This is a genomic window from Pseudocitrobacter cyperus (assembly GCF_039889165.1).
Lineage (GTDB): Bacteria > Pseudomonadota > Gammaproteobacteria > Enterobacterales > Enterobacteriaceae > Pseudocitrobacter > Pseudocitrobacter cyperus.
This window is the reverse complement of sequence record NZ_JAYMYY010000002.1, coordinates 492,815-516,966: the sequence shown is the minus strand read 5'-3', so window position 1 is coordinate 516,966 and position 24,152 is coordinate 492,815. Positions and strand designations below refer to the sequence as shown.

24 protein-coding genes are annotated in these 24,152 nt (G+C 54.8%); 11 read left to right on the top strand and 13 right to left on the bottom strand.

Annotated features, from left to right (window positions below; translation table 11 throughout):
• Window positions 1-4,461: a glutamate synthase large subunit gene (gene gltB, locus VSR74_RS11235; protein ID WP_347794807.1), complete on the bottom strand. Its 4,461-nt coding sequence runs from the start codon at window positions 4,459-4,461 to the stop codon at window positions 1-3.
• A 684-nt stretch (window positions 4,462-5,145) separates the two neighbouring features.
• Here gltB and VSR74_RS11230 point away from each other — a divergent pair.
• The 4 genes from VSR74_RS11230 (at window position 5,146) to mtgA (ending at window position 10,384) form a co-directional block, all read left to right on the top strand.
• Entirely contained in the window at window positions 5,146-6,120 is a 975-nt protein-coding gene (locus VSR74_RS11230; RefSeq protein ID WP_347794875.1) for a TIGR01212 family radical SAM protein, read from the top strand.
• A 319-nt stretch (window positions 6,121-6,439) separates the two neighbouring features.
• Window positions 6,440-8,776: an aerobic respiration two-component sensor histidine kinase ArcB gene (gene arcB / locus VSR74_RS11225; RefSeq protein WP_347794806.1), complete on the top strand. Its 2,337-nt coding sequence runs from the start codon at window positions 6,440-6,442 to the stop codon at window positions 8,774-8,776.
• Between the two features lie 232 nt (window positions 8,777-9,008).
• Complete coding sequence (gene elbB / locus VSR74_RS11220) at window positions 9,009-9,662, top strand: isoprenoid biosynthesis glyoxalase ElbB (RefSeq protein WP_347794805.1); 654 nt, start codon at window positions 9,009-9,011, stop codon at window positions 9,660-9,662.
• Window positions 9,659-10,384 (top strand): monofunctional biosynthetic peptidoglycan transglycosylase, encoded by a 726-nt coding sequence (gene mtgA, locus VSR74_RS11215; RefSeq protein ID WP_347794804.1) that lies wholly within the window; start codon window positions 9,659-9,661, stop codon window positions 10,382-10,384. The genes elbB and mtgA overlap by 4 nt, the downstream gene beginning before the upstream one ends.
• Here mtgA and yrbL read toward each other — a convergent pair.
• From yrbL to VSR74_RS11155, 12 genes are all read right to left on the bottom strand, one after another.
• The gene (gene yrbL, locus VSR74_RS11210; protein ID WP_347794803.1) at window positions 10,381-11,013 is read right to left on the bottom strand and encodes a PhoP regulatory network protein YrbL; all 633 of its coding nucleotides are present in this window, start codon (window positions 11,011-11,013) and stop codon (window positions 10,381-10,383) included. The genes mtgA and yrbL overlap by 4 nt on opposite strands.
• A gap of 227 nt (window positions 11,014-11,240) precedes the next feature.
• A complete protein-coding gene (gene npr / locus VSR74_RS11205; protein WP_347794802.1) occupies window positions 11,241-11,513 on the bottom strand; it encodes a PTS phosphocarrier protein NPr in 273 nt (90 codons plus the stop codon).
• Window positions 11,510-12,364, bottom strand: a complete 855-nt coding sequence (rapZ, locus tag VSR74_RS11200) for an RNase adapter RapZ (protein WP_347794801.1) — start codon at window positions 12,362-12,364, stop codon at window positions 11,510-11,512. The genes npr and rapZ overlap by 4 nt, the downstream gene beginning before the upstream one ends.
• Window positions 12,365-12,397: 33 nt before the next feature.
• Window positions 12,398-12,886 carry a PTS IIA-like nitrogen regulatory protein PtsN gene (gene ptsN, locus VSR74_RS11195; protein ID WP_015962822.1) on the bottom strand — a complete coding sequence of 163 codons (489 nt, stop codon included), beginning with the start codon at window positions 12,884-12,886 and terminating at the stop codon, window positions 12,398-12,400.
• A gap of 56 nt (window positions 12,887-12,942) precedes the next feature.
• Window positions 12,943-13,230 carry a ribosome hibernation promoting factor gene (hpf, locus tag VSR74_RS11190; protein ID WP_347794800.1) on the bottom strand — a complete coding sequence of 96 codons (288 nt, stop codon included), beginning with the start codon at window positions 13,228-13,230 and terminating at the stop codon, window positions 12,943-12,945.
• A 22-nt stretch (window positions 13,231-13,252) separates the two neighbouring features.
• On the bottom strand, window positions 13,253-14,686 hold the full coding sequence (rpoN, locus tag VSR74_RS11185; protein WP_347794799.1) for an RNA polymerase factor sigma-54: 1,434 nt from the start codon (window positions 14,684-14,686) through the stop codon (window positions 13,253-13,255).
• Window positions 14,687-14,733: 47 nt separating this feature from the next.
• Entirely contained in the window at window positions 14,734-15,459 is a 726-nt protein-coding gene (gene lptB / locus VSR74_RS11180; protein ID WP_108474955.1) for an LPS export ABC transporter ATP-binding protein, read from the bottom strand.
• 6 nt (window positions 15,460-15,465) lie between these two features.
• On the bottom strand, window positions 15,466-16,020 hold the full coding sequence (gene lptA / locus VSR74_RS11175; protein WP_347794798.1) for a lipopolysaccharide ABC transporter substrate-binding protein LptA: 555 nt from the start codon (window positions 16,018-16,020) through the stop codon (window positions 15,466-15,468).
• On the bottom strand, window positions 15,989-16,564 hold the full coding sequence (gene lptC, locus VSR74_RS11170; RefSeq protein WP_347794797.1) for an LPS export ABC transporter periplasmic protein LptC: 576 nt from the start codon (window positions 16,562-16,564) through the stop codon (window positions 15,989-15,991). The genes lptA and lptC overlap by 32 nt, the downstream gene beginning before the upstream one ends.
• Window positions 16,561-17,127, bottom strand: coding sequence for a 3-deoxy-manno-octulosonate-8-phosphatase KdsC (gene kdsC, locus VSR74_RS11165; protein ID WP_347794796.1), 567 nt, complete (start codon window positions 17,125-17,127; stop codon window positions 16,561-16,563). Before kdsC ends, lptC begins: the two co-directional genes overlap by 4 nt.
• Window positions 17,128-17,141: 14 nt before the next feature.
• Complete coding sequence (gene kdsD / locus VSR74_RS11160; protein WP_347794795.1) at window positions 17,142-18,128, bottom strand: arabinose-5-phosphate isomerase KdsD; 987 nt, start codon at window positions 18,126-18,128, stop codon at window positions 17,142-17,144.
• Between the two features lie 14 nt (window positions 18,129-18,142).
• Window positions 18,143-19,117: a calcium/sodium antiporter gene (locus VSR74_RS11155; protein ID WP_347794794.1), complete on the bottom strand. Its 975-nt coding sequence runs from the start codon at window positions 19,115-19,117 to the stop codon at window positions 18,143-18,145.
• Between the two features lie 201 nt (window positions 19,118-19,318).
• Here VSR74_RS11155 and mlaF point away from each other — a divergent pair, with 201 nt between their 5' ends.
• From mlaF to murA, 7 genes are all read left to right on the top strand, one after another.
• The gene (gene mlaF / locus VSR74_RS11150; protein ID WP_347794793.1) at window positions 19,319-20,131 is read left to right on the top strand and encodes a phospholipid ABC transporter ATP-binding protein MlaF; all 813 of its coding nucleotides are present in this window, start codon (window positions 19,319-19,321) and stop codon (window positions 20,129-20,131) included.
• 7 nt (window positions 20,132-20,138) lie between these two features.
• A complete protein-coding gene (mlaE, locus tag VSR74_RS11145) occupies window positions 20,139-20,921 on the top strand; it encodes a lipid asymmetry maintenance ABC transporter permease subunit MlaE (protein ID WP_347794792.1) in 783 nt (260 codons plus the stop codon).
• A 4-nt stretch (window positions 20,922-20,925) separates the two neighbouring features.
• The gene (gene mlaD, locus VSR74_RS11140; protein WP_347794791.1) at window positions 20,926-21,480 is read left to right on the top strand and encodes an outer membrane lipid asymmetry maintenance protein MlaD; all 555 of its coding nucleotides are present in this window, start codon (window positions 20,926-20,928) and stop codon (window positions 21,478-21,480) included.
• A gap of 18 nt (window positions 21,481-21,498) precedes the next feature.
• Entirely contained in the window at window positions 21,499-22,134 is a 636-nt protein-coding gene (gene mlaC / locus VSR74_RS11135) for a phospholipid-binding protein MlaC (protein ID WP_347794790.1), read from the top strand.
• Window positions 22,134-22,424: a lipid asymmetry maintenance protein MlaB gene (gene mlaB, locus VSR74_RS11130; RefSeq protein ID WP_347794789.1), complete on the top strand. Its 291-nt coding sequence runs from the start codon at window positions 22,134-22,136 to the stop codon at window positions 22,422-22,424. Before mlaC ends, mlaB begins: the two co-directional genes overlap by 1 nt.
• A 138-nt stretch (window positions 22,425-22,562) precedes the next feature.
• A complete protein-coding gene (gene ibaG, locus VSR74_RS11125) occupies window positions 22,563-22,817 on the top strand; it encodes a BolA family iron metabolism protein IbaG (RefSeq protein ID WP_347794788.1) in 255 nt (84 codons plus the stop codon).
• Between the two features lie 65 nt (window positions 22,818-22,882).
• Window positions 22,883-24,142 carry a UDP-N-acetylglucosamine 1-carboxyvinyltransferase gene (gene murA, locus VSR74_RS11120; protein ID WP_015962837.1) on the top strand — a complete coding sequence of 420 codons (1,260 nt, stop codon included), beginning with the start codon at window positions 22,883-22,885 and terminating at the stop codon, window positions 24,140-24,142.
• Window positions 24,143-24,152 lie beyond the last annotated feature (10 nt).

Genomic DNA, 24,152 nt, shown 5'->3' with positions numbered 1-24,152 from the left:
TTACTGCGCCTGCACACGCAGCTCTGCTGCGCTACGACTACGGTGACCCAACAGTGCTTTGACATCGCTGGACTTCGGCTTAACCAGAGCAAACTTAGCAGAGAACGCCGGCCAGTTAGCCAGAATCTCTTCAGCGCGTTGCGAACCGGTTAACTGAACGTGCTCGGTGATCAGCCCACGCAGATGCTCTTCGTGGATTGCCAGAGAGTCAACGTCCAGTACTTCTACCAGTTCCGGGTTGACGCGTTTGCGGAAATCACCGCTTTCATCAAGCACGTAAGCGAAGCCGCCGGTCATCCCCGCGCCAAAGTTCACGCCGGTTTTGCCCAGAATACAGACGATACCGCCGGTCATATATTCACAACCGTTGTCGCCAATGCCTTCCACCACGGTGATAGCGCCCGAGTTACGCACGCCGAAACGCTCACCCGCGCGGCCTGCGGCGTACAGACGACCCCCGGTCGCGCCGTACAGGCAGGTGTTGCCGATAATGCTCGCTTCATGGCTGCGGAAGGCGGAGCCAACCGGAGGACGAATGGCAATCAGGCCGCCCGCCATGCCTTTACCGACGTAGTCGTTGGCATCACCGGTCAGATGCAGCTCCACGCCGCCTGCGTTCCACACGCCGAAACTCTGACCTGCGGTGCCGCTGAAGTGCGCTTTGATCGGATCGGCCGCCAGACCCTGGTCGCCGTGCGTTTGCGCGATATAACCTGACAGCGACGCGCCCACGGAGCGATCGGTGTTGCGAATATCGAACCAGAAGGTTTTGCTCTGGCGCTCATCGACAAACGGTTTTGCCTGTTGCAGCAGTTGCGCATTCAGCACGCCGTTATCGAACGGCGGGTTGGTCTCGGTGCAGTACAGCGCTTTGCCTGCATGCGGCTCGGCGGTCTCCAGCAGGCGAGACAGCTCCAGCTTCTGCTGTTTGGCGGTGAAACCGTCCAGCTCTTTGAGCAGGTCGGTACGACCAATCAGATCGACCAGACGCGTCACGCCCAGTTGCGCCATCAGCTCGCGCACTTCGCGGGCGATGAACTCAAAGTAGTTGGTCACTTTGAACGGCAGGCCGTGGTAGTGATTCTTACGCAGTTTGTCATCCTGAGTTGCCACGCCCGTTGCGCAGTTGTTCAGGTGACAAATTCGCAGGTATTTACAACCCAGCGCGACCATTGGCCCGGTGCCGAAGCCGAAGCTCTCCGCGCCGAGGATTGCTGCTTTGATGATATCGACGCCGGTTTTCAGGCCGCCATCGACCTGCAAACGAATTTTATGACGCAAGCCGTTGGCAACCAGCGCCTGCTGGGTTTCCACCAGGCCCAGTTCCCACGGGCAGCCTGCATATTTCACCGAGGAGAGCGGGCTTGCCCCCGTACCGCCGTCATAACCGGCGATGGTGATCAAATCGGCATAGGCTTTCGCCACGCCCGTGGCGATAGTACCGACGCCTGGTTCGGAAACCAGCTTCACGGAGATCATCGCTTTCGGGTTGACCTGTTTCAGGTCGAAAATAAGCTGTGCCAAATCCTCGATAGAGTAGATATCGTGGTGCGGCGGCGGGGAGATCAACGTCACGCCCGGCACCGAATAGCGCAGTTTGGCGATGTACGGGGTGACTTTATCACCCGGTAACTGACCGCCTTCGCCCGGTTTCGCACCCTGAGCGACTTTAATCTGAATGACGTCGGCATTCACCAGGTACGCCGGGGTGACGCCGAAGCGACCGGAAGCCACCTGCTTGATGCGCGACACTTTGTTGGTGCCATAGCGCGCCGGGTCTTCACCACCTTCGCCGGAGTTGGAGTTGCCGCCGATGCTGTTCATCGCTTCCGCCAGCGCTTCGTGCGCTTCCGGGCTCAATGCGCCGATAGACATCGCCGCCGTATCGAAGCGTTTGAACAGTTCGCTTGCCGGTTCAACGTCGTTGATGCTGACAGCGTTTTCACCCGGAGTGATGGCCAGCAGGTCGCGCAGCGTTGCCGCCGGGCGCTCGTTGACCAGCTTCGCGTATTCCTGATAATCGCTGTACTCGCCGCTTTGAACTGCCTGTTGCAGCGTGCGCACTACATCCGGGTTATAGGCGTGATATTCCCCGCCGTGCACATATTTCAGCAGGCCGCCCTGGCTAATCGGTTTACGCGCCAGCCAGGCACGTTTGGAGAGATTCAGCAGATCCTGCTGGAAGTCCTCAAAGCTTGCGCCGCCGATACGGCTCACCACGCCCTGGAAGCACTGTTCAACCACATCGTCATGCAGGCCAACCGCTTCAAACAGTTTCGAGCAGCGGTAAGAAGCGATGGTCGAGATGCCCATTTTGGACATGATTTTGTACAGACCTTTGTTGATGCCGTTACGGTAGTTCAGCATCACGGTGCGGTACGCTTTATCAATCGCTTTGGTGTCGACCAGTTTCGCCAGCGTTTCGTAGGCGAGATACGGGTAGATTGCCGTCGCGCCAAAGCCCAGCAGCACGGCGAAGTGGTGCGGGTCGCGGGCGCTGGCGGTTTCGACGATGATGTTGGCGTCACAGCGCAGGCTCTTATCCACCAGACGCGCCTGAATCGCGCCAACCGCCATCGGCGCCGGAACCGGCAGACGATTTTTGGCGATGTTGCGGTCAGAGAGCACCAGCAGGACGGTGCCGTTACGCACCATCTCTTCGGCTTTGTCGCACAGCGCTTTTACCGTCGCCTCAAGCGAGGTTTCAGTCGCGTCATACGTAATATCGAGCGTATCCGCACGATAGTGCACTTCGTTGATGGTGGTGAGCTGTTTAAAATCAGAGAACAGCAGGATCGGTGATTTGAAGCTCAGGCGGTGCGCCTGGCCTTCTGCTTCACAGAAGACGTTCATTTCGCGGCCAATGCTGGTCGCCAGTGACATGACGTGCGCTTCACGCAGCGGGTCGATTGGCGGGTTAGTCACCTGCGCAAACTGCTGGCGGAAGTAGTCGTAAATAATGCGCGGCTGGCTGGAGAGCACGGCGAACGGCGTATCGTCGCCCATTGAGCCGACCGCTTCCTGGCCGTTTTCACCCAGCACGCGGATAACCGAATCCAGCTCTTCCGCGCTGTAGTTAAACTGTTTCTGGTAGCTGGCGAGGGTATCGTCGTCCAGCTCGCGGCTGCCGACTTCTTCATCCGGCAGATCTTCAAACGGCACCAGACGGCGGACGTTTTTCGCCATCCACTCTTTGTACGGGTGACGGCTTTTCAGGTCATCGTCGGTTTCTGCCGAGTGCAGAATGCGGCCGCTGCGGGTGTCGATCACCATCAGCTCGCCTGGCCCAACGCGGCCTTTTTCCATCACTTCGTCGGGCTGATAATCCCAGATGCCGACTTCAGACGCGCAGGTGATGAGCTTATCTTTGGTGATCACGTAGCGCGCCGGGCGCAGGCCATTACGGTCAAGGTTACAGGCCGCGTAGCGACCATCGGACATCACGATGCCCGCCGGGCCATCCCACGGCTCCATGTGCATGGAGTTAAAGTCGAAGAAGGCGCGCAGTTCCGGATCCATATCCGGGTTGTTTTGCCAGGCTGGCGGCACCAGAAGACGCATCGCACGCACGATGTCCATCCCGCCTGCCAGCAGCAGTTCAAGCATGTTATCCATTGAGCTGGAGTCGGAGCCGGTTTCGTTAACGAACGGCGCGGCGTCGTGCAGATCAGGGATCAGCGGCGTCTGGAATTTATAGGTACGGGCGCGCGCCCACTGACGGTTGCCGGTAATGGTGTTGATTTCGCCGTTGTGCGCCAGATAGCGGAACGGCTGCGCCAGCGGCCAGCGCGGCACGGTGTTGGTGGAGAAGCGCTGGTGGAACAGGCAGATGGCCGATTCCAGACGCAAATCCGCGAGATCCAGGTAAAAGCGCGGCAGATCCGCCGGCATACACAGACCTTTATAGATATTCACCAGGTTAGACAGGCTACAAACGTAGAACTCTTTATCCTCGACCAGGCGTTTTTCAATGCGGCGGCGGGCGATGAACAGACGACGTTCCATATCGCGCGGGCGCCAGCCTGCCGGGGCGTTAACAAAGATTTGCTCAATACGGGGCAGCGAGGAGAGGGCTATTTCACCGAGAACGCCTTCGTTGGTCGGCACGTCGCGCCAGCCAACAATCGAGAGCGTTTCACGTTGCAGTTCTTCTTCAACGATGCGGCGCGATGCGGCGGCTTTGTCCGGATCCTGGTTGAGGAACAGCATGCCGACGGCGTAGTTTTTGGCTAAACGCCAGCCGCGCTCTTCCGCCACGATGCGGAAGAAACGATCCGGTTTTTGCAGCAGCAGGCCGCAACCATCGCCGGTTTTACCATCAGCGAGGATTGCCCCACGGTGCTGCATGCGGGCCAGTGCGTGTATAGCGGTACGCACTACCTTGTGGCTAGGTTCGCCTTCTATGTGGGCGATCAGGCCGAAACCACAGTTATCCCTCTCAAGGGATTTATCGTACAACATATCAGTGAACCTCCCCAGGCTCTACGTGACTCACTCCGACACCGATTGCGCACGGGCGCAGAAAGAGCATGGCGACGGGATTGGGTCGTTCAATGACCAATCTCGCATTCGCCCTCTTTTTGCCTTTTCGCGCAGGTCAAACAAGTTTGAGGACTTGCTTCAGAGGGAATCTCAATTACTGCATAAATATGATGAGCTGAGTGCTCATCCAGAAAGCTTCCAGCGGATTTCCAACTTATCGGGAATCTGTAGACAGGTCAAATGGCAATCTTATTTATCCAAAAATGTGCTAAAGCATGGTTAACATTTTGAATTTAAATGTATTTGTTTGGTTTTTACATTGTATTAACCACTAAATACCTGTCAGTGGAGTGTGATCTGACTCACTATCTGGAAGCGCTGTGATTAACGGCCTGTGCTAATTTTATCGCTTAAAGCAGCACATAACACTGGCAATGGTTGTGAGGGTATAGGATCGCTCTGTTTTTCTACAATGGCTGGATAATTGCAAAATAAGCGGCGTGTATAAGCAAAAGTAATCGCTTCTTTATTGAATGAAATTTCGTTTATTTTGAGTGGTTATGCAATGAGGTAATGGTCTGCCGGGCGATTGATCCAGGTCATCGCCGGTCGAGACTAAAAATGGCAGGCTTGGCCCCTTTCTACAGGCCGGTCTATCAGATTATGCAGTTACAAAAATTAGTCAATATGTTTGGTGGGGATCTTACGCGCCGCTATGGCGAAAAGGTTCATAAATTGACGCTGCATGGCGGGTTTAGCTGCCCGAATCGCGATGGCACCATTGGCCGGGGCGGCTGCACATTTTGCAATGTCGCCTCTTTTGCCGACGAAGCGCAGCAGTACCGCTCTATTGCCGAACAACTGGAGCATCAGGCGCACCTGGTGAACCGCGCCAAACGTTATCTCGCCTATTTTCAGGCTTACACCAGCACCTTTGCGGAAGTGCAGGTGCTGCGTTCTATGTATCAGCAGGCAGTCAGTCAGGCCAGTATCGTTGGCCTGTGCGTAGGCACACGCCCGGACTGCGTGCCGGAAGCGGTGCTCGATTTGCTCACCGAATATAAAGATCAGGGTTATGAGGTGTGGCTCGAACTGGGGCTGCAAAGCGCCCACGATAAAACCCTCCACCGTATCAACCGAGGCCATGATTTCGCCTGCTACCAGAACACCACCCGGCTGGCGCGCGAGCGCGGGCTGAAGGTCTGCTCGCACCTGATTGTCGGCCTGCCGGGAGAAGGTCAGAGCGAATGCCTGCAAACCCTGGAACGCGTGGTGGAGACTGGCGTAGACGGCATTAAGCTGCATCCTCTGCATATTGTGAAGGGCAGCATTATGGCGAAGGCATGGGAAGCGGGGCGCTTAACCGGCATTGCGCTGGAAGATTACACCGTGACGGCAGGCGAGATGATCCGCCACACGCCGCCGGAGGTCATTTTCCACCGCATCTCCGCCAGCGCCCGTCGCCCGACGCTACTGGCTCCACTATGGTGTGAAAATCGCTGGACTGGGATGGTTGAGCTGGACAAATACCTGAACGAGCAGGGTGTGCAGGGATCGGCGCTGGGGCGTGGATGGGTGCCGCCCCTCACCCCGGCCCTCTCCCGGAGGGAGAGGGAGAAAACCAGCGCAGTTCTGTGATATCACGCGGTCAGCCCTCTTTCGAAGGGAGAGGGAGAAAACCAGCGCAGTTCTGTGATATCACGCGGTCAGCCCTCTTTTGAGGGGAGAGGGAGAAAACCAGCGCAGTTTTGTGATATCACGCGGTCAGCCCTCTTTCGAAGGGGGAGGAAGCAAACCAGCGCAGAACATTAACACGCATGCGATCGGTTCCCTCTCCCTGTGGGAGAGGGGTAGGGTGAGGGCACCAGACCGCACAACCCCGCATTTTTCACACAACCTTCAACGCATTGCTCAGAATTGGGTATTATTGAGCGATGATGATGCGAAGGAACCTCCAATGAAGCAAATCCGTTTACTGGCGCAGTATTACGTCGACCTGATGATGAAGCTGGGTCTGGTGCGCTTTTCGATGCTGCTGGCTCTCGCACTGGTGGTGCTGGCTATCGTGGTACAGATGGCAGTCACCATGGTGTTACATGGTCAGGTCGAGAGCATCGATGTGATCCGCTCTATCTTCTTTGGTCTGTTGATTACGCCCTGGGCGGTCTACTTTCTGTCGGTGGTGGTAGAGCAGCTAGAAGAATCCCGTCAGCGCTTGTCTAAGCTGGTTGAAAAGCTGGAAGAGATGCGTGAACGCGACCTGAAGCTGAATGTGCAGCTTAAAGATAATATTTCGCAGCTTAACCAGGAGATAAGCGATCGTGAAAAGGCAGAGGCCGAACGCGAGACGACTCTCGAACAACTGAAAGTTGAGATGAAGGAGCGCGAAGAGACGCAAATTCGCCTTGAACAACAATCCTCTTTCCTGCGTTCTTTCCTCGATGCCTCACCGGATTTAGTCTTCTATCGCAATGAAGATAAAGAGTTTTCTGGCTGTAACCGGGCGATGGAGTTGCTAACCGGCAAGAGCGAGAAGCAACTGATCAATCTGCATCCGGAAGATGTATACACTCCGGAAGCCGCGGCCAAGGTGCTGGAAACCGATGAGAAAGTGTTCCGTCACAACGTCTCGCTCACCTATGAACAGTGGCTGGATTACCCGGACGGCCGCAAAGCCTGCTTTGAAATCCGTAAAGTGCCTTATTACGACCGCGTCGGGAAGCGCCACGGCCTGATGGGCTTTGGCCGCGATATTACCGAGCGTAAGCGTTACCAGGACGCTCTGGAGCGCGCCAGCCGCGATAAGACCACCTTTATTTCCACCATCAGCCATGAACTGCGTACACCGCTTAACGGTATCGTCGGCCTGAGCCGCATTCTGCTGGATACAGATCTCACCGCGGAGCAGGAAAAATACCTGAAAACTATCCATGTTTCAGCGGTAACGCTGGGGAATATTTTTAACGATATCATTGATATGGATAAAATGGAGCGGCGTAAAGTCCAACTGGATAACCAGACTATCGACTTTACCGGCTTCCTCTCTGATTTAGAAAACCTCTCTGGCTTGCAGGCGCAGCAGAAAGGGCTGCGTTTCGTGCTGGAACCGACGCTGCCGCTGCCGCATAAAATCATCACTGACGGCACCCGTCTACGGCAGATCCTGTGGAATCTTATCAGCAATGCGGTGAAGTTTACCCAGCAGGGTAAAGTTGAGGTGCGTATTCGTTACGACGAAGGCGATATGCTGCACTTTGAAGTGGCGGACTCCGGCATCGGTATACCGCAGGAGGAGCAGGATAAAATCTTTGCCATGTACTATCAGGTGAAAGACAGCCAGGGCGGTAAACCGGCCACCGGCACCGGGATTGGTCTTGCAGTATCACGCCGCCTGGCGAGAGACATGGGCGGTGATATTGAGGTTTCCAGCCAGCCGGGCCAGGGTTCAACCTTCATCCTGACCGTTCATGCCCCGGCGGTTGCCGAAGAGGTTGAAGATACGCTGGATGACGATGATATGCCGCTGCCTGCCCTTAACGTGCTGCTGGTGGAAGATATTGAACTCAACGTGATTGTCGCCCGCTCGGTGCTGGAAAAACTGGGCAACAGCGTCGATGTGGCAATGACCGGTAAAGCCGCGCTGGAGATGTTTACGCCAGGCGAGTACGACCTGGTGCTGCTGGATATTCAGTTGCCGGATATGACCGGGCTCGATATCTCACGCGAACTGAAGAAAGAGTATGCCGCTGATGACCTGCCACCGCTGGTGGCGTTGACAGCTAACGTATTGAAAGATAAAAAAGAGTATCTGGAAGCCGGAATGGATGATGTGCTGAGTAAGCCATTATCCGTACCGGCGCTTACCGCGATGATTAAGAAGTTCTGGGATACCACCGACGATGAGGAGAGTGCCGTAATGCCAACTGAACTGGGTAAATCGCAGCAGTTACTGGATATCCCTATGCTGGAGCAGTACATCGAACTGGTTGGGCCGAAGCTTATTAATGATGGTCTGGTGGTGTTTGAAAAGATGATGCCGGGCTATCTGGCGGTGCTGGAGTCTAATCTCACGGCTCGTGACCAGAAAGGCATCGTAGAGGAAGGGCATAAAATTAAAGGTGCTGCGGGGTCTGTTGGCCTGCGCCATCTCCAGCAACTCGGTCAGCAGATCCAGTCGCCCGATTTACCGGCGTGGTGGGATAACGTAGGTGAATGGGTTGAAGAGATGAAAACCGAGTGGCAGCACGATGTCGCGGTACTGAAAGCCTGGGTGGCGAACGTGGAAAAAAAATGACCCCGGTTTGACCGGGGTGCGCGAACACTGCGCCAACACCAGGGAAATCGTGGCTGCGCCATAATATTTAATAGGATTTTGGTTAGACACAACCTGATGAATACGATTGCACGCAGATTAAGATAGCAAATCTTGAAATATTTGTTACATGAATCAGCAAAATATGTGAAGCATAGCGAGTTAATCAGAAATAGTAATAATCTTCAGTCGGTTACAGCGAGGGATGAGCATCATGAAAAGAGTTGGCGTTGTATTGAGTGGTTGCGGTGTTTATGACGGTTCTGAAATTCACGAAGCAACCATTACACTGCTGGCGATTGCCCGCAGCGGCGCGCAGGCCATCTGCTTCGCGCCGGATAAGCGCCAGTTTGACGTCGTCGATCACCTCTCGGGAGAGGCGATGGGCGAGAGCCGCAATGTACTGATTGAGTCTGCCCGCATCGCGCGCGGTGAAGTAAGCCCGCTCAGTAGCGCACAGGCTGAAGAACTGGATGCGCTGATTGTTCCCGGTGGCTTTGGGGCCGCGAAAAACCTCTCTAACTTTGCGACCCAGGGAGCGGAGTGTGAAGTGGATAACCATCTGAAAACGCTGGCGCAGGCCATGCATCAGGCGGGAAAACCACTCGGTTTTATGTGCATCGCCCCGGCGATGTTGCCAAAGATTTTCGATTTCCCACTGCGTATCACCATTGGTACCGATATTGATACCGCGGAAGTGCTGGAAGAAATGGGGGCGGAACATGTGCCGTGCCCGGTAGACGACATTGTTGTTGATGAAGATAACAAAGTGGTCACGACCCCGGCGTATATGCTGGCGCAGAATATCGCTGAAGCCGCCAGCGGAATTGAAAAACTGGTGGCGCGCGTACTGGTTCTGGCTGAATGAGTAAGCGGATCACACCGCTGGCGTGGGTGAAGCGCCTGCTATGGCGCGTCGCGCTGCTGCTGGCGCTTTTCTGGGGAGGCGGCATTGCGCTGTTCAGTTTTGTACCGGTACCGTTTTCTGCGGTTATGGTCGAGCGTCAGTTAAGCGCCTGGTTCAGCGGCGATTTTCATTACGTGGCGCACTCTGACTGGGTCAGCATGGATGAGATCTCGCCGTGGATGGGGCTGGCAGTGATTGCCGCCGAAGATCAAAAATTCCCGGAGCACTGGGGATTTGACGTTCAGGCTATCCAAAAAGCGCTCTCCCATAACGAACGTAATGAAAACCGCATTCGTGGCGCGTCTACGCTTTCGCAACAGACGGCGAAAAATCTGCTGCTGTGGGATGGCCGTAGCTGGCTGCGCAAAGGGCTGGAGGCCGGGCTGACTGTCGGAATTGAAACGGTATGGAGTAAGAAACGTATTCTGACTGTTTACCTGAATATTGCTGAGTTTGGCGAGGGGATATTTGGCGTGGAAGCCGCAGCCCAGCGCTACTTCCATAAACCCGCCAGCAATCTGACGATGTCGGAAGCCGCGCTGTTAGCCGCTGTGTTGCCTAGCCCTGTCCGCTTTAAGGCCGATGCGCCTTCAGGCTATGTTCGCAGCCGCCAGGCGTGGATCCTGCGGCAGATGCGTCAGCTTGGCGGTGAATCCTTCATGACTCACCACAAGCTGTATTAAGATTTACGCGACGAAAATTCCAGCGGGCTGTGCTCTGTAAGCGGCTTGCTGGTTTTCAGTGCGGCAGCCAGTACCGGCTGCGCAATAAAACGTTCCCACAGACGATCCTGTTTACGACGGCAGAACCATTTTGACCAGGTGGCCAGTGGAATAAAGGTGGATTCACCGATGTTGTCGCAGATAACCGGCACCACTTCCGATTCGCTGATGCGGTGGCAAAGAATATTGGCTGGCTTCAGCGTCATGGTCACGATGTGGTTTTCATTGATGTACTTCTTCAGCGCGCGCAGGAGCTGACGCAGCACAACCAGATCTTCTTCGTAACGACATTCCTGAGCGAACTGTTTTAAGGTGATCGACGGTTTACCGTCGAAGTCGCTGATCACGTCATAGACATAACCCACCCCGCAGTCAGTCTCAACGGTACCGTAATAGCGCGGGATCCCGCTCCAGTCTTTCAGGTGGCGATTGAGATGGGCGTAATAACCCAGTTCACGTTTGATCTCTTTATCGCCGCCGTCATCATCGTTGTAGACGATCTTAATGCAACGTTGGGCATCATCCGGATGCGCATAACATTTACGATGTCTTCCGGTGCCCAGGGGGTTTTGATCCGATAACTTTAACATGACGCGCTCCTGGAATTATTTGCTGACAATTAACCAGTATCGACATCAAACTTAAATGAAACATAAACGAACCCTGTTAAGGTTTTCTTAAGGTTAGTCCTGGATTGAAAAGAGCACAAATTGTACAGGGACAATAAAAAAACGCCGAATGGCGTTTTGAAGGTGTGGAGTTCGTTGTGAAGGGCAGACAGGGCGAAGCCGCCATCTGCTATTCTGAGGAGAGTTACTTAATCTTCATCAAAGCCGGATTCAAACAGTGCGATAACTGCGGCCAGCGCTTCGACTTCCTGCGGCCCGGTTGCTTCAACTTCAATCTGACGGCCTTTAGCGGAATCCAGCATAAGCAGGGCAATCACGCTGTTGGCCTCCGCCTCTGTGCCTTCGTCGTTGCGTAATAGCACTTCCGCATCGAAATTCTGCATCAGTTCAAACAGCTTCATCGCTGGCCGGGCATGCATGCCCAGCCGGTTGGTGATTTCAACGGTTTGCTTTACGGTCATGATTTACGTTTTTCCAGCGTCCGGTGACGAGACTGCACGTTCTTACCGCGAGAGCGGAAGTAGTCAGCCAGTTGCTCGGCGACATACACCGAACGGTGTTTACCGCCGGTGCAGCCAATCGCCACGGTCAGATAGCTACGGTTATTGGTTTCCAGCATAGGTAACCATAGCTCAAGATAGCTGCGGGTCTGGTAGATAAAGTTATGAACTTCCGTGTGACGGTCAAGGAAGGCCGCTACAGGTTTATCCAGGCCGGTCATTGGACGCAGTTTAGGATCCCAGTGCGGGTTCGGCAGGAAGCGCACGTCGAAAACATAGTCCGCATCGATAGGGATGCCGTGCTTAAAGCCGAAGGATTCAAACACCATCGTCAGCTCGCGTTCACGTTTACCCAGCAGGCGAGTACGCAGCATCTCTGCCAGTTCATGCACCGACATCTCGGAGGTATCGACGATGAGATCCGCGCGTGAGCGCAGAGGCTCGAGCAGGTCGCTCTCTTTGTCGATGGCGCTTTCAAGCGACAGATTTTTGCTGGAAAGCGGGTGCAGACGGCGCGTGTCGCTGTAACGACGGATCAGCGTATTGCGATCGGCATCGAGGAACAGCAACTGTGGAGAAAATGCGTCCGGCAGATTTTCCATCGCTTTTTCGAAGATTTCCGGCGACTCCGGCATGTTACGCACGTCGATACTGACGGCGGCGGAGATCTCCCGGTCGGCAAGCGTATTCGCAAGCTCAGGCAACAGGACCACCGGCAGGTTATCTACGCAATAGAAACCCATATCTTCCAGCGCCCGTAAGGCCACGGATTTACCCGAGCCTGAGCGGCCGCTGACGATCATCAGTACCATGTACCGTTTCTCCTCAGTACGAACTCATTTTCCTTACGCTTCATCACTGTTTTCCGTTTCGGTGATGATTTGATAGAGCTCTTCGTCACTCTGCGCCGAGCGCAGGCGGCGGCAGATGGTTTTATCCGCCAGACGTTTCGCCACCAGTGAAAGCGTGTGTAAGTGCGTTTTGGTCTGGTCAGCAGGCACCAGCAACGCAAACAGCAGGTCAACCGGCTGATTGTCGATGGCATCGAACGCAATCGGCGTTTCAAGCTGCACGAATACCCCTACGGCGCGAAGAGTGTCTTCTTCCAGCTTGCCGTGTGGGATCGCGATACCGTTGCCAATCCCGGTACTCCCCATCTTTTCGCGGGTGAGAATCGCTTCAAACACCACCTGCGGAGGCAGACCTAACTGTTTCGCCGCCAGTTCACTGATGATTTCCAGCGCCCGTTTTTTACTCTGGCAGTGAACAGCACTGCGGGTACATTCCTGGTTAAGCACATTGCTCAGTTGTAGAGCCGAATCGTTATTTATCATAATTTCACCTAAGCATCGCCCGACACTTTACCGGCATCGGGCGGCTGCCCGGACAATTAGTGTTGTTTCAGTTTATCTTTATGTTTATTTAACTGCCGCGCCAGTTTGTCGATCAACAGATCAATCGCGGCATACATGTCTTGCCCTTCCGCGCTGGCATGAAGTTCGCCCCCGTTAACATGCAGGGTCGCATCCGAGATGTGCGTCACTTTCTCCACTTTTAACACAATATAGACCTGATTGATCCTCTCAAAATACTGTTCCAGCTTCGCGAATTTCGTGTTGAGGAAATCGCGCAGGGCTTCAGTGATTTCGACGTTGTGTCCAGTGATGTTGAGCTGCATAGTGTCTTCCTTATCAGTTGAGTCAGACCAGTTGTTTACGCTGGTTAGACGGCGGAATGGATAAAGACTCTCGGTACTTCGCAACGGTTCGCCGGGCCACCATGATACCTTGATCGGAGAGCATAGAGGTCAGCTTACTGTCGCTCAGTGGTTTCGCGGGATTTTCCGCGGCAATCAATTTCTTCACCAGCGCGCGAATCGCCGTGGATGAGGCTTCACCGCCACCCTCGGTATTCACATGGCTTGAGAAGAAATACTTAAGCTCAAAAATGCCGCGTGGGCTATGCAAATACTTCTGCGTAGTCACGCGTGAAATCGTGGACTCGTGCATCTCGACGGTCTGGGCGATATCCGCCAGCACCATCGGTTTCATATACTCTTCGCCGGACTCAAAAAACGCCTGCTGCTGCTCTACGATGCAGCGGCTGACGCGCAGCAACGTGTCGTTGCGGCTCTCAAGGCTTTTAATCAGCCACTTCGCATCCTGCAGATTACTGCGGATAAACTGGCTGTCGGCATCGTTACGGACGTTGTTGCACATCCCGGCGTAGTGCTGGTTAATCTGCAAACGGGGAATGCTGTCGGCGTTGAGTTCCACCACCCAGCGCCCGCTGACTTTGCGCACCAGTACATCAGGGATCACATACTCTGGCTCGCCGGTCTGGATCGACTGACCCGGACGCGGATCCAGTGACTGGATGAGATCGACCGCTTCTTTCAGCACGTCCTCTTTCAGACGCGTGACGCGCATTAACGATCGGAAATCGTGATTGGCAAGCAGATCGAGGTGGTCGCTGATGATCAGGCGGGCTTCGGTGAGGCGGGGAGTCTCTTTGGCAAACTGGGATAGCTGAATAAGCAGGCAATCGCGGAGATCGCGGGCGGCAACGCCAACCGGGTCAAATCGCTGGATCCGTTTAAGCACCGCTTCGACTTCATCCAGGCCGATTTCGTCGTTGCCCATGCTTTCGCGAATATCTTCCAGCGGGACGGTCAGATAACCCGTATCGTCAACGGCGTCAACGATGGAGGTGGCAATTGCCCGGTCAGTATCGGTGAACGGCGTCAGCTCGACCTGCCACATCAGGTAATCCTGAAGTGACTGGGTGGTTTCCCCCTGATAGACCGGCAGTTCGTCATCCTGGTAATCTGCGCCGGTGCCTGAGGGCGTTCCGGCGGTGTAGATTTCATCCCAACTGGCATCCAGTGGCAGCTCTTCCGGCATATCTTTCTGTTCGAGCGCGTCGGCGCTATCTAACGTTTCGTTATCCGGCGTCTCTTTAGCGTCGATTTCTTCATGAAGATCGGTTTGCTCAAGCAGGGGATTACTCTCCAGCGCTTGCTGAAGTTCCTGCTGAAGTTCCAGCGTAGACAACTGCAACAGGCGAATAGCTTGCTGTAGCTGCGGCGTCATGGCGAGCTGTTGGCTGAGCCTTAATTGCAAACCTTGCTTCATATTCAGTGCGATAATCTCCGGCTAACCTCTCTCAACCTTCTACCCTATCAGAGTCTGAAGTCTTCCCCAAGATACACACGTTTAACATGTTCGTCTTGTAAGATCTCTGTCGGGGTACCGTGGGCGATCAGTTGCCCCTGGCTGACGATATACGCACGCTCACACACCGCCAGCGTTTCACGAACGTTGTGGTCAGTGATTAACACGCCGAGACCGCTGTCGCGCAGGTGTTCAATGATGTGTTTGATATCAATAACGGAGATCGGGTCAACGCCGGCAAACGGTTCATCAAGCAGGATGAATTTCGGATTTGCGGCCAGCGCGCGGGCGATCTCTACGCGGCGGCGTTCGCCCCCGGAGAGCGATTGACCCATGTTGTCGCGCAGGTGTTCGATGTGGAACTCTTCCATCAGCTCGTTGCAGCGGTCTTCCCGCTGCTCGCTGGTGAGGTCGTCGCGAATTTGCAGCACCGCCATCAGGTTGTCGTAGACGCTCAGACGACGGAAAATGGACGCTTCCTGCGGCAGATAGCCAATCCCGCGGCGCGCACGGGCGTGCAGCGGCAGCAGGCTGATGTCTTCGTCATCAATAATGATATTGCCCGCATCGCGCGGCACGATACCGACCACCATGTAGAAGGTGGTGGTTTTACCCGCGCCGTTCGGCCCAAGCAGGCCCACAATCTCACCGGAATTGACGGTCAGACTGACATCCTCTACCACGCGGCGGCCTTTGTAGGCTTTAGCCAGGTTCTTTGCAATTAATGTCGCCATAACGAATTAGTTACTCTTCTTCTGTGCCGGAGCCTGGTTTTTGTTTTTGTCCTGCAACTGGGACGGAACCAGAACGGTCGTTACGCGTTTACCTTTTTCGCTAAACGCCTGCATTTTCTGTTCTTTAACCAGGTAAGTGATTTTGTCGCCCTTGATGTTGCTGTCGACCTGTTCAAGATAGGCATTACCGGTCAGCACCACGAAATCGCTTTGCAGTTCATAGTGCATCTTTGCCGCGTGGCCTTTTACCGGCTTGCCGTTATCCTGCATCTGGTAGAAGGTCGCCGGATTACCGTAGCCGTCGATCACTTCTTTGCCTTTTTCGCCGCCAGGGCGCGTCACTACCACTTTATCGGCGTTAATTTTGATACTGCCCTGAGTCACAATAACGTTGCCGGTAAAGGTGACGATATTGCCCTGCATATCCAGCGACTGCTGATCGGATTCGATATGAATCGGCTGGTCGGTATCACCCGTCAGCGCCAGTGCTGGCAGGCTGGCTGCCAACAGTGAGCCCGCGATCGCCAGTTTAAGGCTGAGTTTGTTTGTTCTGAATTTCATAAGAGGTTCTAACCTTTTCAATCAGCTCGGCGTTCTTGCTGCGTAAATTGCCGCGCATTTTCAGGCCGCTGGAATTAAATGTCGTTCCGTATAACGTCACCAAATCGTCTGAAGAAACATCCTGAGTAATCAGGTTGATTTGGGCATTATCCGTCGTAATTTTGCGCAATTGCGCATCAGGGGTCAGCGCATTCACTTCAACGTGACCGTAAAGGTACAGCATGCGATCGTTTGTCAGCTTCGCTTTATCGGCTTTGATCGACCAGGTTGGCACTTTATCGGTGTCAAAAGTGGTCAGTCGCGGCTGGGTAAACCACGAAATAGCCTCGTCGGAAAAATACTCGACGTGTTCCGCGATTAACCGATAATTCAACGCGCCTTCAGGGCTGTAGACCACCGTATCGGTATGTTCGCTTTTATAAGTTGGATCGTTGGCGTTCACTACGGGCTGACCGTCATCGTCATTACTGGCCAGATTCACGCCAATGAGGATGAGCGCTGCAAGCGAAAGCAGGATAATAACCCAACGTCTGGTTTTACTCATATCGATTGCCCTTTGGCTTCCTCTAACTTTCCTTGCGCCAGCAACAGGAGATCGCACACTTCACGAACGGCGCCACGCCCACCGGCAATGCGGGTGACGTAATTTGCGCGCGGCAGCAGCAGCGGATGCGCGTCACTAACCGCCACGCTTAACCCCACCTCCGCCATCACCGGCCAGTCGATGAGATCGTCGCCCACGTAGGCCACTTCATCGGCCTGTAGACCGAGCTTGCCGAGCAGCTCGCGATAGGCGATAAGTTTATCGGATTGCCCTTGATAAAGATGGGTAATTCCTAACGTATCACAGCGGTCTTCTAACAGTTTAGCTTTTCGCCCGGTAATAATGGCAACTTCGATTCCGGACGTCAGAGCGCAGCGGATACCGTAGCCATCACGCACGTTGAAGGCCTTCAGTTCTTCGCCATTATTGCCCATGTAAATCAATCCATCGGACAGCACACCGTCGACGTCGAGGATAAGCAGGCGGATTTTTTCCGCCTTCGCAATAAATTCGGTGCTCACCGGGCCGTAACAGGTTGCCACGGAAGTGACAGCATTACTCATTGTTTTTAATCCTTTTACACTACGCCTGCGCGCAGTAAATCATGCATATGGATGACGCCAAGCAGTTGATCGCCATCGGCAACCAGCACGCAGGTAACGTGGCGGGATTGCATCAGGTTTAACGCGTCAACGGCCAGCGTTCCCGGACGGATACGAATGCCGCCTGGGGTCATCACATCGGCAATGTTCAGGCTACGTAAATCGGCACCGTTATCAAAGATACGGCGCAAGTCACCATCGGTGAAGATACCGTCGATCTTCATGTTTTCATCGCAAATCACCGTCATGCCAAGGTTTTTGCGGGTAATTTCCAGCAGCGCATCACGTAAAGACGCCGTTTTATTGACGTGTGGGATTTCGTCGCCAGTGTGCATGATGTCGTTTACGCGCAGCAACAGCTTGCGACCCAGAGCGCCGCCAGGGTGGGAGAGCGCGAAATCTTCGGCAGTGAAGCCGCGCGCTTTCAGCAGTGCAACGGCCAGCGCATCGCCCATCACCAGCGCTGCCGTGGTACTGGAAGTCGGTGCCAGACCGAGCGGGCAGGCCTCTTTTGGCACTTTCACACACAGATGGATATCCGCCGCGCGGCCCATGCTGCTTTCCGGGCGGCTGGTCATGCAAATCAGCGGTACCTGCAAGCGTTTCAGAACCGGGATTAATGCCAGAATTTCGTTTGATTCTCCGGAGTTAGACAAGGCGATGACGATATCGTGCGGCGTCACCATGCCCAGGTCGCCGTGCGCGGCTTCACCAGGATGAACGAAGAAAGAGGAGGTTCCGGTACTGGCGAATGTCGCCGCCATTTTGCGGCCAATATGCCCGGATTTTCCCATGCCCATCACCACGACTTTACCGCCGCAGTAGAAGATTTTCTCACAGGCGCGGCTGAAGTCCTCGTTGAGGTATTGATCGAGCTGGGCTAAGCCCTCACGTTCAATCTCCAGCACCTCTTTCCCGGCTTTCTGGAAGTCAAAACCCGGTTGCAAATCGATTTGCGACATAATGTTATCCCGATTCATTCTACGAAGAGCGGCGTTGCCCACCAGAGCAGCGCCAGCCATGCGATAAATCCACCCATTAAGAGCGCACCCGCCATGCTGCCAATCTGGCGGCGTCGCCAGCATAGCAATGCAAAAATCACGCTCACCACAACCATCACGCCATAATCGCGGGTGAAGGCCAGGGGACTGAACGTTCCTGGCGCGAGAAGCGCCGGTATCCCCAGAACAATGGCGATATTAAAAAAGTTGGAGCCGATGATATTGCCGATAGCAATATCATTTTCGCCTTTGCGCACACCGGCGATGGCGGTTGCCAGTTCTGGCAGGCTGGTGCCCAGCGCAATAGCCGTTAAGCCAATCGTTAACTCGCTCATGGCAAAGAAGTTCGCCAGCACGGTGGCGTTATCAACGACCATGCGGGTTGCCATGGGCATAATGATCAATGCGATACCCAACCACAGAAAAGCGACTGGCAGCGACCCTTCGCGGGGCAGTTCTGCCACCTGTTCGCGGGTCAGGCTGTCGTTGCCCTGGCGTTCCGCCATACGGGCGATTTTAACGGTAAATAACAACCAAATCACTGCCAGGGTGAGTAAAAACACGCCGTCAAACAGTGATAATTCACCATCATACAACACATAGCCCGCCAGCAGGCTGACGATCAACATTAATGGTATTTCGCGGCGCAGGATATCAGAATGCACGGTAAAAGGGTGCAGAAGAGCGGCAAGGCCCAGTATCAGCAAGATGTTAATGATATTTGAACCGATAGCGGTGCCTATGGCCAAATCGACCTGCCCATGCAGAGCGGCGGCGGAAGAGACAATAATCTCGGGAAGCGATGTGCCGACGCTGACCACCGTCAGACCAATAATTAGCGGCGGTATCCCCACCGCGCGGCACAGTATTGACGCGGAGTAAACCAGACGGTCGGCGCTGTAAACCACCAGAAGTAAACCAATTATGAACAGAGCCGTCGCTAAAAGCATTTGAAATCCTTTCTTAAGGTATAATCGCTAGTCCATAACGCCTGGGATAACGAATTCCTAATTTTGACTTTATGCGGTGTAAAAGTAAAACAAATGCCAGATTTCGTTAACCAAAGCGGAGCAGATTCTGTAAGAATGTCGGGTTTAGGGCAGGGAAACATTTCATGCCTACCCTGTTAAGGTCCTGGTAAAGGTAAACGTATGAGCCAGAGTTTAGCGAATCTTGTTGATGTCCGGGGAATGAGCTTCACGCGCGGGAACCGTGTCATCTTCGACAACATCTCGCTTTCGGTGCCGCGCGGAAAAATTACCGCCATCATGGGGCCGTCGGGCATCGGCAAAACCACGCTGTTGCGCCTGATTGGCGGGCAGATCCCACCGGACAGCGGCGAGATCCTGTTTGACGGCGAAAATGTGCCGGAGATGTCGCGTTCGCGTTTGTATACTGTTCGCAAACGCATGAGCATGCTGTTCCAGTCCGGTGCGCTGTTCACCGATCTGAACGTTTTTGATAACGTCGCCTATCCTATTCGCGAGCACACACGGCTTCCTCCCGCTTTGCTGAAAAGCACAGTGATGATGAAACTGGAAGCGGTCGGCCTGCGTGGGGCGGCAAAACTGATGCCGTCTGAACTCTCCGGCGGGATGGCGAGGCGTGCGGCGCTGGCGCGCGCCATTGCGCTTGAACCCGATCTCATCATGTTTGATGAACCTTTTGTCGGCCAGGATCCCATCACCATGGGCGTACTGGTGAAACTGATTTCGGAACTCAATAGCGCGCTGGGTGTCACTTGTGTTGTGGTCTCGCACGATGTGCCTGAGGTGCTGAGTATCGCGGACTACGCCTACATCGTGGCGGATAAAAAAATTGTCGCGCACGGAAGTGCGTCGGCGTTGCAGGAGAACGACGATCCTCGGGTACGCCAGTTCCTCGACGGCATTGCCGACGGGCCTGTGCCGTTCCGCTATCCTGCGGGCGACTATCGCCGCGATCTCTTAGGTACAGGGAGCTAACATACTCATGCTGTTAAATGCACTGGCCGCGCTGGGCCATCGTGGGATTAAGACTCTCGCGACATTCGGGCGCGCCGGGTTAATGTTATTCAATGCCATCGTCGGCAAGCCGGAGTTTCGTAAGCACGCGCCGTTGCTGGTGCGCCAGCTTTATAACGTCGGCGTGTTGTCGATGCTTATTATCATCGTGTCCGGCGTGTTTATCGGCATGGTGCTGGGGCTTCAGGGATATCTGGTGCTCACCACCTACAGTGCGGAGACCAGTCTGGGCATGCTGGTGGCGCTGTCGCTGCTGCGTGAACTGGGGCCGGTGGTTGCCGCGCTGCTGTTTGCGGGCCGCGCGGGTTCCGCTCTGACGGCTGAAATCGGCCTGATGCGCGCCACCGAACAGCTCTCCAGCATGGAGATGATGGCCGTCGACCCTCTGCGCCGCGTTATTTCACCGCGCTTCTGGGCGGGCGTTATCTCGCTGCCGCTGCTGACAATTATGTTTGTTGCCGTCGGCGTCTGGGGCGGGTCGCTGGTCGGCGTAAACTGGAAGGGCATCGACGCCGGGTTCTTCTGGTCGGCGATGCAAAATGCGGTGGACTTCCGCCTGGATCTGGTGAACTGCCTGATCAAGAGCGTGGTCTTCGCCATTACAATTACATGGATTGCGTTATTCAATGGTTACGATGCGATCCCTACTTCTGCCGGGATCAGCCGGGCGACAACGCGCACCGTGGTGCATTCGTCGCTGGCGGTGCTTGGGCTGGACTTTGTGCTGACGGCACTGATGTTTGGGAATTGAGTGAATGCAAACGAAAAAGAGTGAAATCTGGGTCGGTATCTTTTTGCTGGTGGCCATGCTGGCGGCGCTGTTTATCTGCCTGAAAGCGGCGGATGTTACTTCGCTGCGCACGGAGCCGACGTACCGCATTTACGCCACCTTCGATAACATTGGCGGTCTGAATGTGCGTTCGCCAGTGCGTATTGGCGGGGTTGTGGTGGGGCGCGTTGCGGACATCACCCTTGACCCGAAAACCTATCTGCCGCGTGTGGCGCTGGATATTGAAGAACGCTACAACCATATCCCGGACACCAGCTCGCTGGCTATTCGCACCTCCGGCCTGCTGGGGGAGCAGTATCTGGCGCTGAACGTCGGTTTTGAAGACCCTGAGCTGGGAACGTCTATCCTTAAAGATGGCAGCACTCTCCAGGACACGAAGTCCGCGATGGTGCTTGAGGACTTAATCGGTCAGTTCCTTTACAACAGTAAAGGCAGTGACAATAAGAATTCAGGCGATGCGCAGGCATCTGGCGAAGGACATACTGACGCTGCAACGCCTGCTGCTGGCTCGACGAATTAATTTCAGGAGAAGTAATCTATGTTTAAACGCTTATTGATGGTCGCTATGCTGATGATTGCGCCGTTGACGGCGGCCACCGCGGCCGATCAGTCCAACCCGTACAAACTGATGAATGAAGCGGCGCAGAAAACCTTTGATCGCCTGAAAAATGAACAGCCGAAGATTCGTGCTAACCCGAACTACCTGCGTGATGTGGTAGACCAGGAACTGCTGCCGTATGTTCAGGTGAAATACGCCGGCGCGCTGGTGCTGGGTCGCTATTACAAAGATGCGACGCCTGCACAGCGTGACGCCTACTTTGCAGCTTTCCGTGAGTATCTGAAACAGGCCTACGGCCAGGCACTGGCGATGTACCATGGTCAGACTTACCAGATTGCGCCGGAACAGCCGCTGAACGACGCGACTATCGTGCCTATCCGCGTCACTATCATCGATCCGAATGGCCGCCCGCCGGTACGCCTGGACTTCCAGTGGCGTAAAAATACCCAGACGGGTAACTGGCAGGCTTACGATATGATTGCGGAAGGGGTGAGCATGATCACCACCAAGCAAAACGAGTGGAGCGACCTCCTGCGCACCAAAGGCATTGATGGCCTGACCGCGCAGTTGAAATCGATCTCTACCCAGCCTATTACGCTGGAACAGAAAAAATAATGACGGAACAGTTGAGCTGGACGCGCGACGGGGAAAGCCTGTCGCTGCACGGTGAACTGGATCAGGATCTTCTGGTGCCTCTGTGGGAAGCCAGAGCCGAAGCCACACAGGGCGCGACGGTTATCGATCTCAGCGGGCTTAGCCGCGTGGATACCGCAGGTCTGGCGTTACTGATCCACTTCATCGATCTGATTCGCCGACAGGGCAATACAGCCAGCGTTAAGGGGGTGAGTGAAAATGTCGCTACTCTTGCCGGGTTGTACAATCTGCCAGCAGATATGATCCCGTAATGCTTTCAGTGCGTTACTACTGTTGATGACTCCTAAAGCCCTATCAATCTGCACGATAGGGCTTTTTGCTTGTTTAAGCCAACGTCACTTTCCTCTAAGATGTTGGGCTGTTTTCTCTATCAGATAAAATGTGAACCCATGGAAAATCATGAAATTCAGACCGTGCTGATGAATGCACTCTCCCTTCAGGAAGCGATCGTCTCGGGCGATGGCAGCCACTTTCAGGTTATCGCGGTGGGTGAGATGTTTGACGGCATGAGCCGGGTCAAGAAGCAGCAAGCAATCTATGCCCCGCTGATGGAGTATATTGCGGACAACCGCATCCATGCCCTGTCAATCAAAGCGTATACCCCGCAAGAGTGGGCGCGCGACCGTAAACTTAACGGATTTTGAGCCATGGATTCGCCTGTAAAGGCGTGAATCGATGGCGAGTATGACTTTTAACAGAGAACAGAATAATGGATAAATTCCGTGTTCAGGGGCCGACTAAGCTCCAGGGCGAAGTGTCTATTTCCGGCGCTAAAAATGCCGCATTGCCAATCCTCTTCGCCGCGCTGCTGGCGGAAGAGCCGGTAGAGATTCAAAACGTCCCGAAACTGAAAGACGTTGATACGTCGATGAAGCTGCTGAGCCAGTTAGGCGCGAAAGTTGAGCGCAATGGTTCCGTACACATCGACGCCAGCGGCGTGAACATCTTCTGTGCGCCGTATGAACTGGTGAAAACCATGCGTGCTTCCATCTGGGCTCTTGGGCCTCTGGTAGCGCGTTTTGGTCAGGGCCAGGTTTCGCTGCCGGGTGGCTGCACTATCGGCGCACGTCCGGTTGACCTGCACATTACCGGCCTGGAACAGCTCGGTGCGACCATCAAGCTGGAAGAAGGCTATGTGAAGGCGTCCGTTGATGGTCGTCTGAAAGGCGCGCACATCGTGATGGATAAAGTGAGCGTTGGCGCCACCGTGACCATCATGTCGGCGGCGACGCTTGCTGAAGGCACCACCATCATCGAAAACGCCGCGCGTGAGCCGGAAATTGTCGATACGGCAAACTTCCTCGTTGCGCTGGGCGCGAAAATCAGCGGCCAGGGCACCGATCGCATCACCATCGAAGGCGTAAAACGTCTGGGTGGCGGCGTTTACCGCGTACTGCCAGACCGTATCGAAACCGGTACTTTCCTGGTGGCTGCGGCGATCTCTCGCGGTAAAATCATCTGCCGTAACGCTTGTCCGGAAACCCTGGACGCGGTGCTGGCGAAACTGCGTGAAGCGGGGGCTGAAATTGAAGTCGGTAGCGACTGGATAAGCCTCGATATGCACGGCCAGCGCCCGAAAGCGGTGAACGTGCGTACCGCGCCGCACCCGGGCTTCCCGACCGATATGCAGGCGCAGTTCACCCTGCTGAATATGCTGGCGGAAGGTACGGGTGTGATCACTGAAACCATCTTCGAAAACCGTTTCATGCACATTCCGGAACTGATCCGTATGGGCGCTCGCGCGGAAATCGAAAGCAATACCGCGATTTGCCATGGCGTCGAGAAACTCTCTGGCGCTCAGGTGATGGCGACCGATCTGCGCGCGTCTGCAAGCCTGGTGCTGGCAGGTTGCATCGCGGAAGGTACCACCATTGTTGACCGTATCTATCACATCGACCGTGGCTACGAGCGCATTGAAGACAAACTGCGCGCGCTGGGTGCGAATATCGAACGTGTGAAGGGCGAGTAATCGTTCTGCT

What these genes read in the sequence shown, in the direction of transcription:
- VSR74_RS11230 (WP_347794875.1), top strand. Translation starts at nt 5,146, where the DNA reads ATGCAGTTACAAAAATTAGTCAATATGTTTGGTGGGGATCTTACGCGC.
- lptA (WP_347794798.1), bottom strand. Translation starts at nt 16,020, where the DNA reads ATGAAATTCAGAACAAACAAACTCAGCCTTAAACTGGCGATCGCGGGC.
- VSR74_RS11155 (WP_347794794.1), bottom strand. Translation starts at nt 19,117, where the DNA reads ATGCTTTTAGCGACGGCTCTGTTCATAATTGGTTTACTTCTGGTGGTT.
- npr (WP_347794802.1), bottom strand. Translation starts at nt 11,513, where the DNA reads ATGACCGTAAAGCAAACCGTTGAAATCACCAACCGGCTGGGCATGCAT.
- mlaB (WP_347794789.1), top strand. Translation starts at nt 22,134, where the DNA reads ATGACGGAACAGTTGAGCTGGACGCGCGACGGGGAAAGCCTGTCGCTG.
- rapZ (WP_347794801.1), bottom strand. Translation starts at nt 12,364, where the DNA reads ATGGTACTGATGATCGTCAGCGGCCGCTCAGGCTCGGGTAAATCCGTG.
- ibaG (WP_347794788.1), top strand. Translation starts at nt 22,563, where the DNA reads ATGGAAAATCATGAAATTCAGACCGTGCTGATGAATGCACTCTCCCTT.
- hpf (WP_347794800.1), bottom strand. Translation starts at nt 13,230, where the DNA reads ATGCAGCTCAACATCACTGGACACAACGTCGAAATCACTGAAGCCCTG.
- lptC (WP_347794797.1), bottom strand. Translation starts at nt 16,564, where the DNA reads ATGAGTAAAACCAGACGTTGGGTTATTATCCTGCTTTCGCTTGCAGCG.
- arcB (WP_347794806.1), top strand. Translation starts at nt 6,440, where the DNA reads ATGAAGCAAATCCGTTTACTGGCGCAGTATTACGTCGACCTGATGATG.
- gltB (WP_347794807.1), bottom strand. Translation starts at nt 4,461, where the DNA reads ATGTTGTACGATAAATCCCTTGAGAGGGATAACTGTGGTTTCGGCCTG.
- mlaC (WP_347794790.1), top strand. Translation starts at nt 21,499, where the DNA reads ATGTTTAAACGCTTATTGATGGTCGCTATGCTGATGATTGCGCCGTTG.
- mlaD (WP_347794791.1), top strand. Translation starts at nt 20,926, where the DNA reads ATGCAAACGAAAAAGAGTGAAATCTGGGTCGGTATCTTTTTGCTGGTG.
- kdsD (WP_347794795.1), bottom strand. Translation starts at nt 18,128, where the DNA reads ATGTCGCAAATCGATTTGCAACCGGGTTTTGACTTCCAGAAAGCCGGG.
- lptB (WP_108474955.1), bottom strand. Translation starts at nt 15,459, where the DNA reads ATGGCGACATTAATTGCAAAGAACCTGGCTAAAGCCTACAAAGGCCGC.
- elbB (WP_347794805.1), top strand. Translation starts at nt 9,009, where the DNA reads ATGAAAAGAGTTGGCGTTGTATTGAGTGGTTGCGGTGTTTATGACGGT.
- murA (WP_015962837.1), top strand. Translation starts at nt 22,883, where the DNA reads ATGGATAAATTCCGTGTTCAGGGGCCGACTAAGCTCCAGGGCGAAGTG.
- mlaE (WP_347794792.1), top strand. Translation starts at nt 20,139, where the DNA reads ATGCTGTTAAATGCACTGGCCGCGCTGGGCCATCGTGGGATTAAGACT.
- yrbL (WP_347794803.1), bottom strand. Translation starts at nt 11,013, where the DNA reads ATGTTAAAGTTATCGGATCAAAACCCCCTGGGCACCGGAAGACATCGT.
- mlaF (WP_347794793.1), top strand. Translation starts at nt 19,319, where the DNA reads ATGAGCCAGAGTTTAGCGAATCTTGTTGATGTCCGGGGAATGAGCTTC.
- rpoN (WP_347794799.1), bottom strand. Translation starts at nt 14,686, where the DNA reads ATGAAGCAAGGTTTGCAATTAAGGCTCAGCCAACAGCTCGCCATGACG.
- kdsC (WP_347794796.1), bottom strand. Translation starts at nt 17,127, where the DNA reads ATGAGTAATGCTGTCACTTCCGTGGCAACCTGTTACGGCCCGGTGAGC.
- mtgA (WP_347794804.1), top strand. Translation starts at nt 9,659, where the DNA reads ATGAGTAAGCGGATCACACCGCTGGCGTGGGTGAAGCGCCTGCTATGG.
- ptsN (WP_015962822.1), bottom strand. Translation starts at nt 12,886, where the DNA reads ATGATAAATAACGATTCGGCTCTACAACTGAGCAATGTGCTTAACCAG.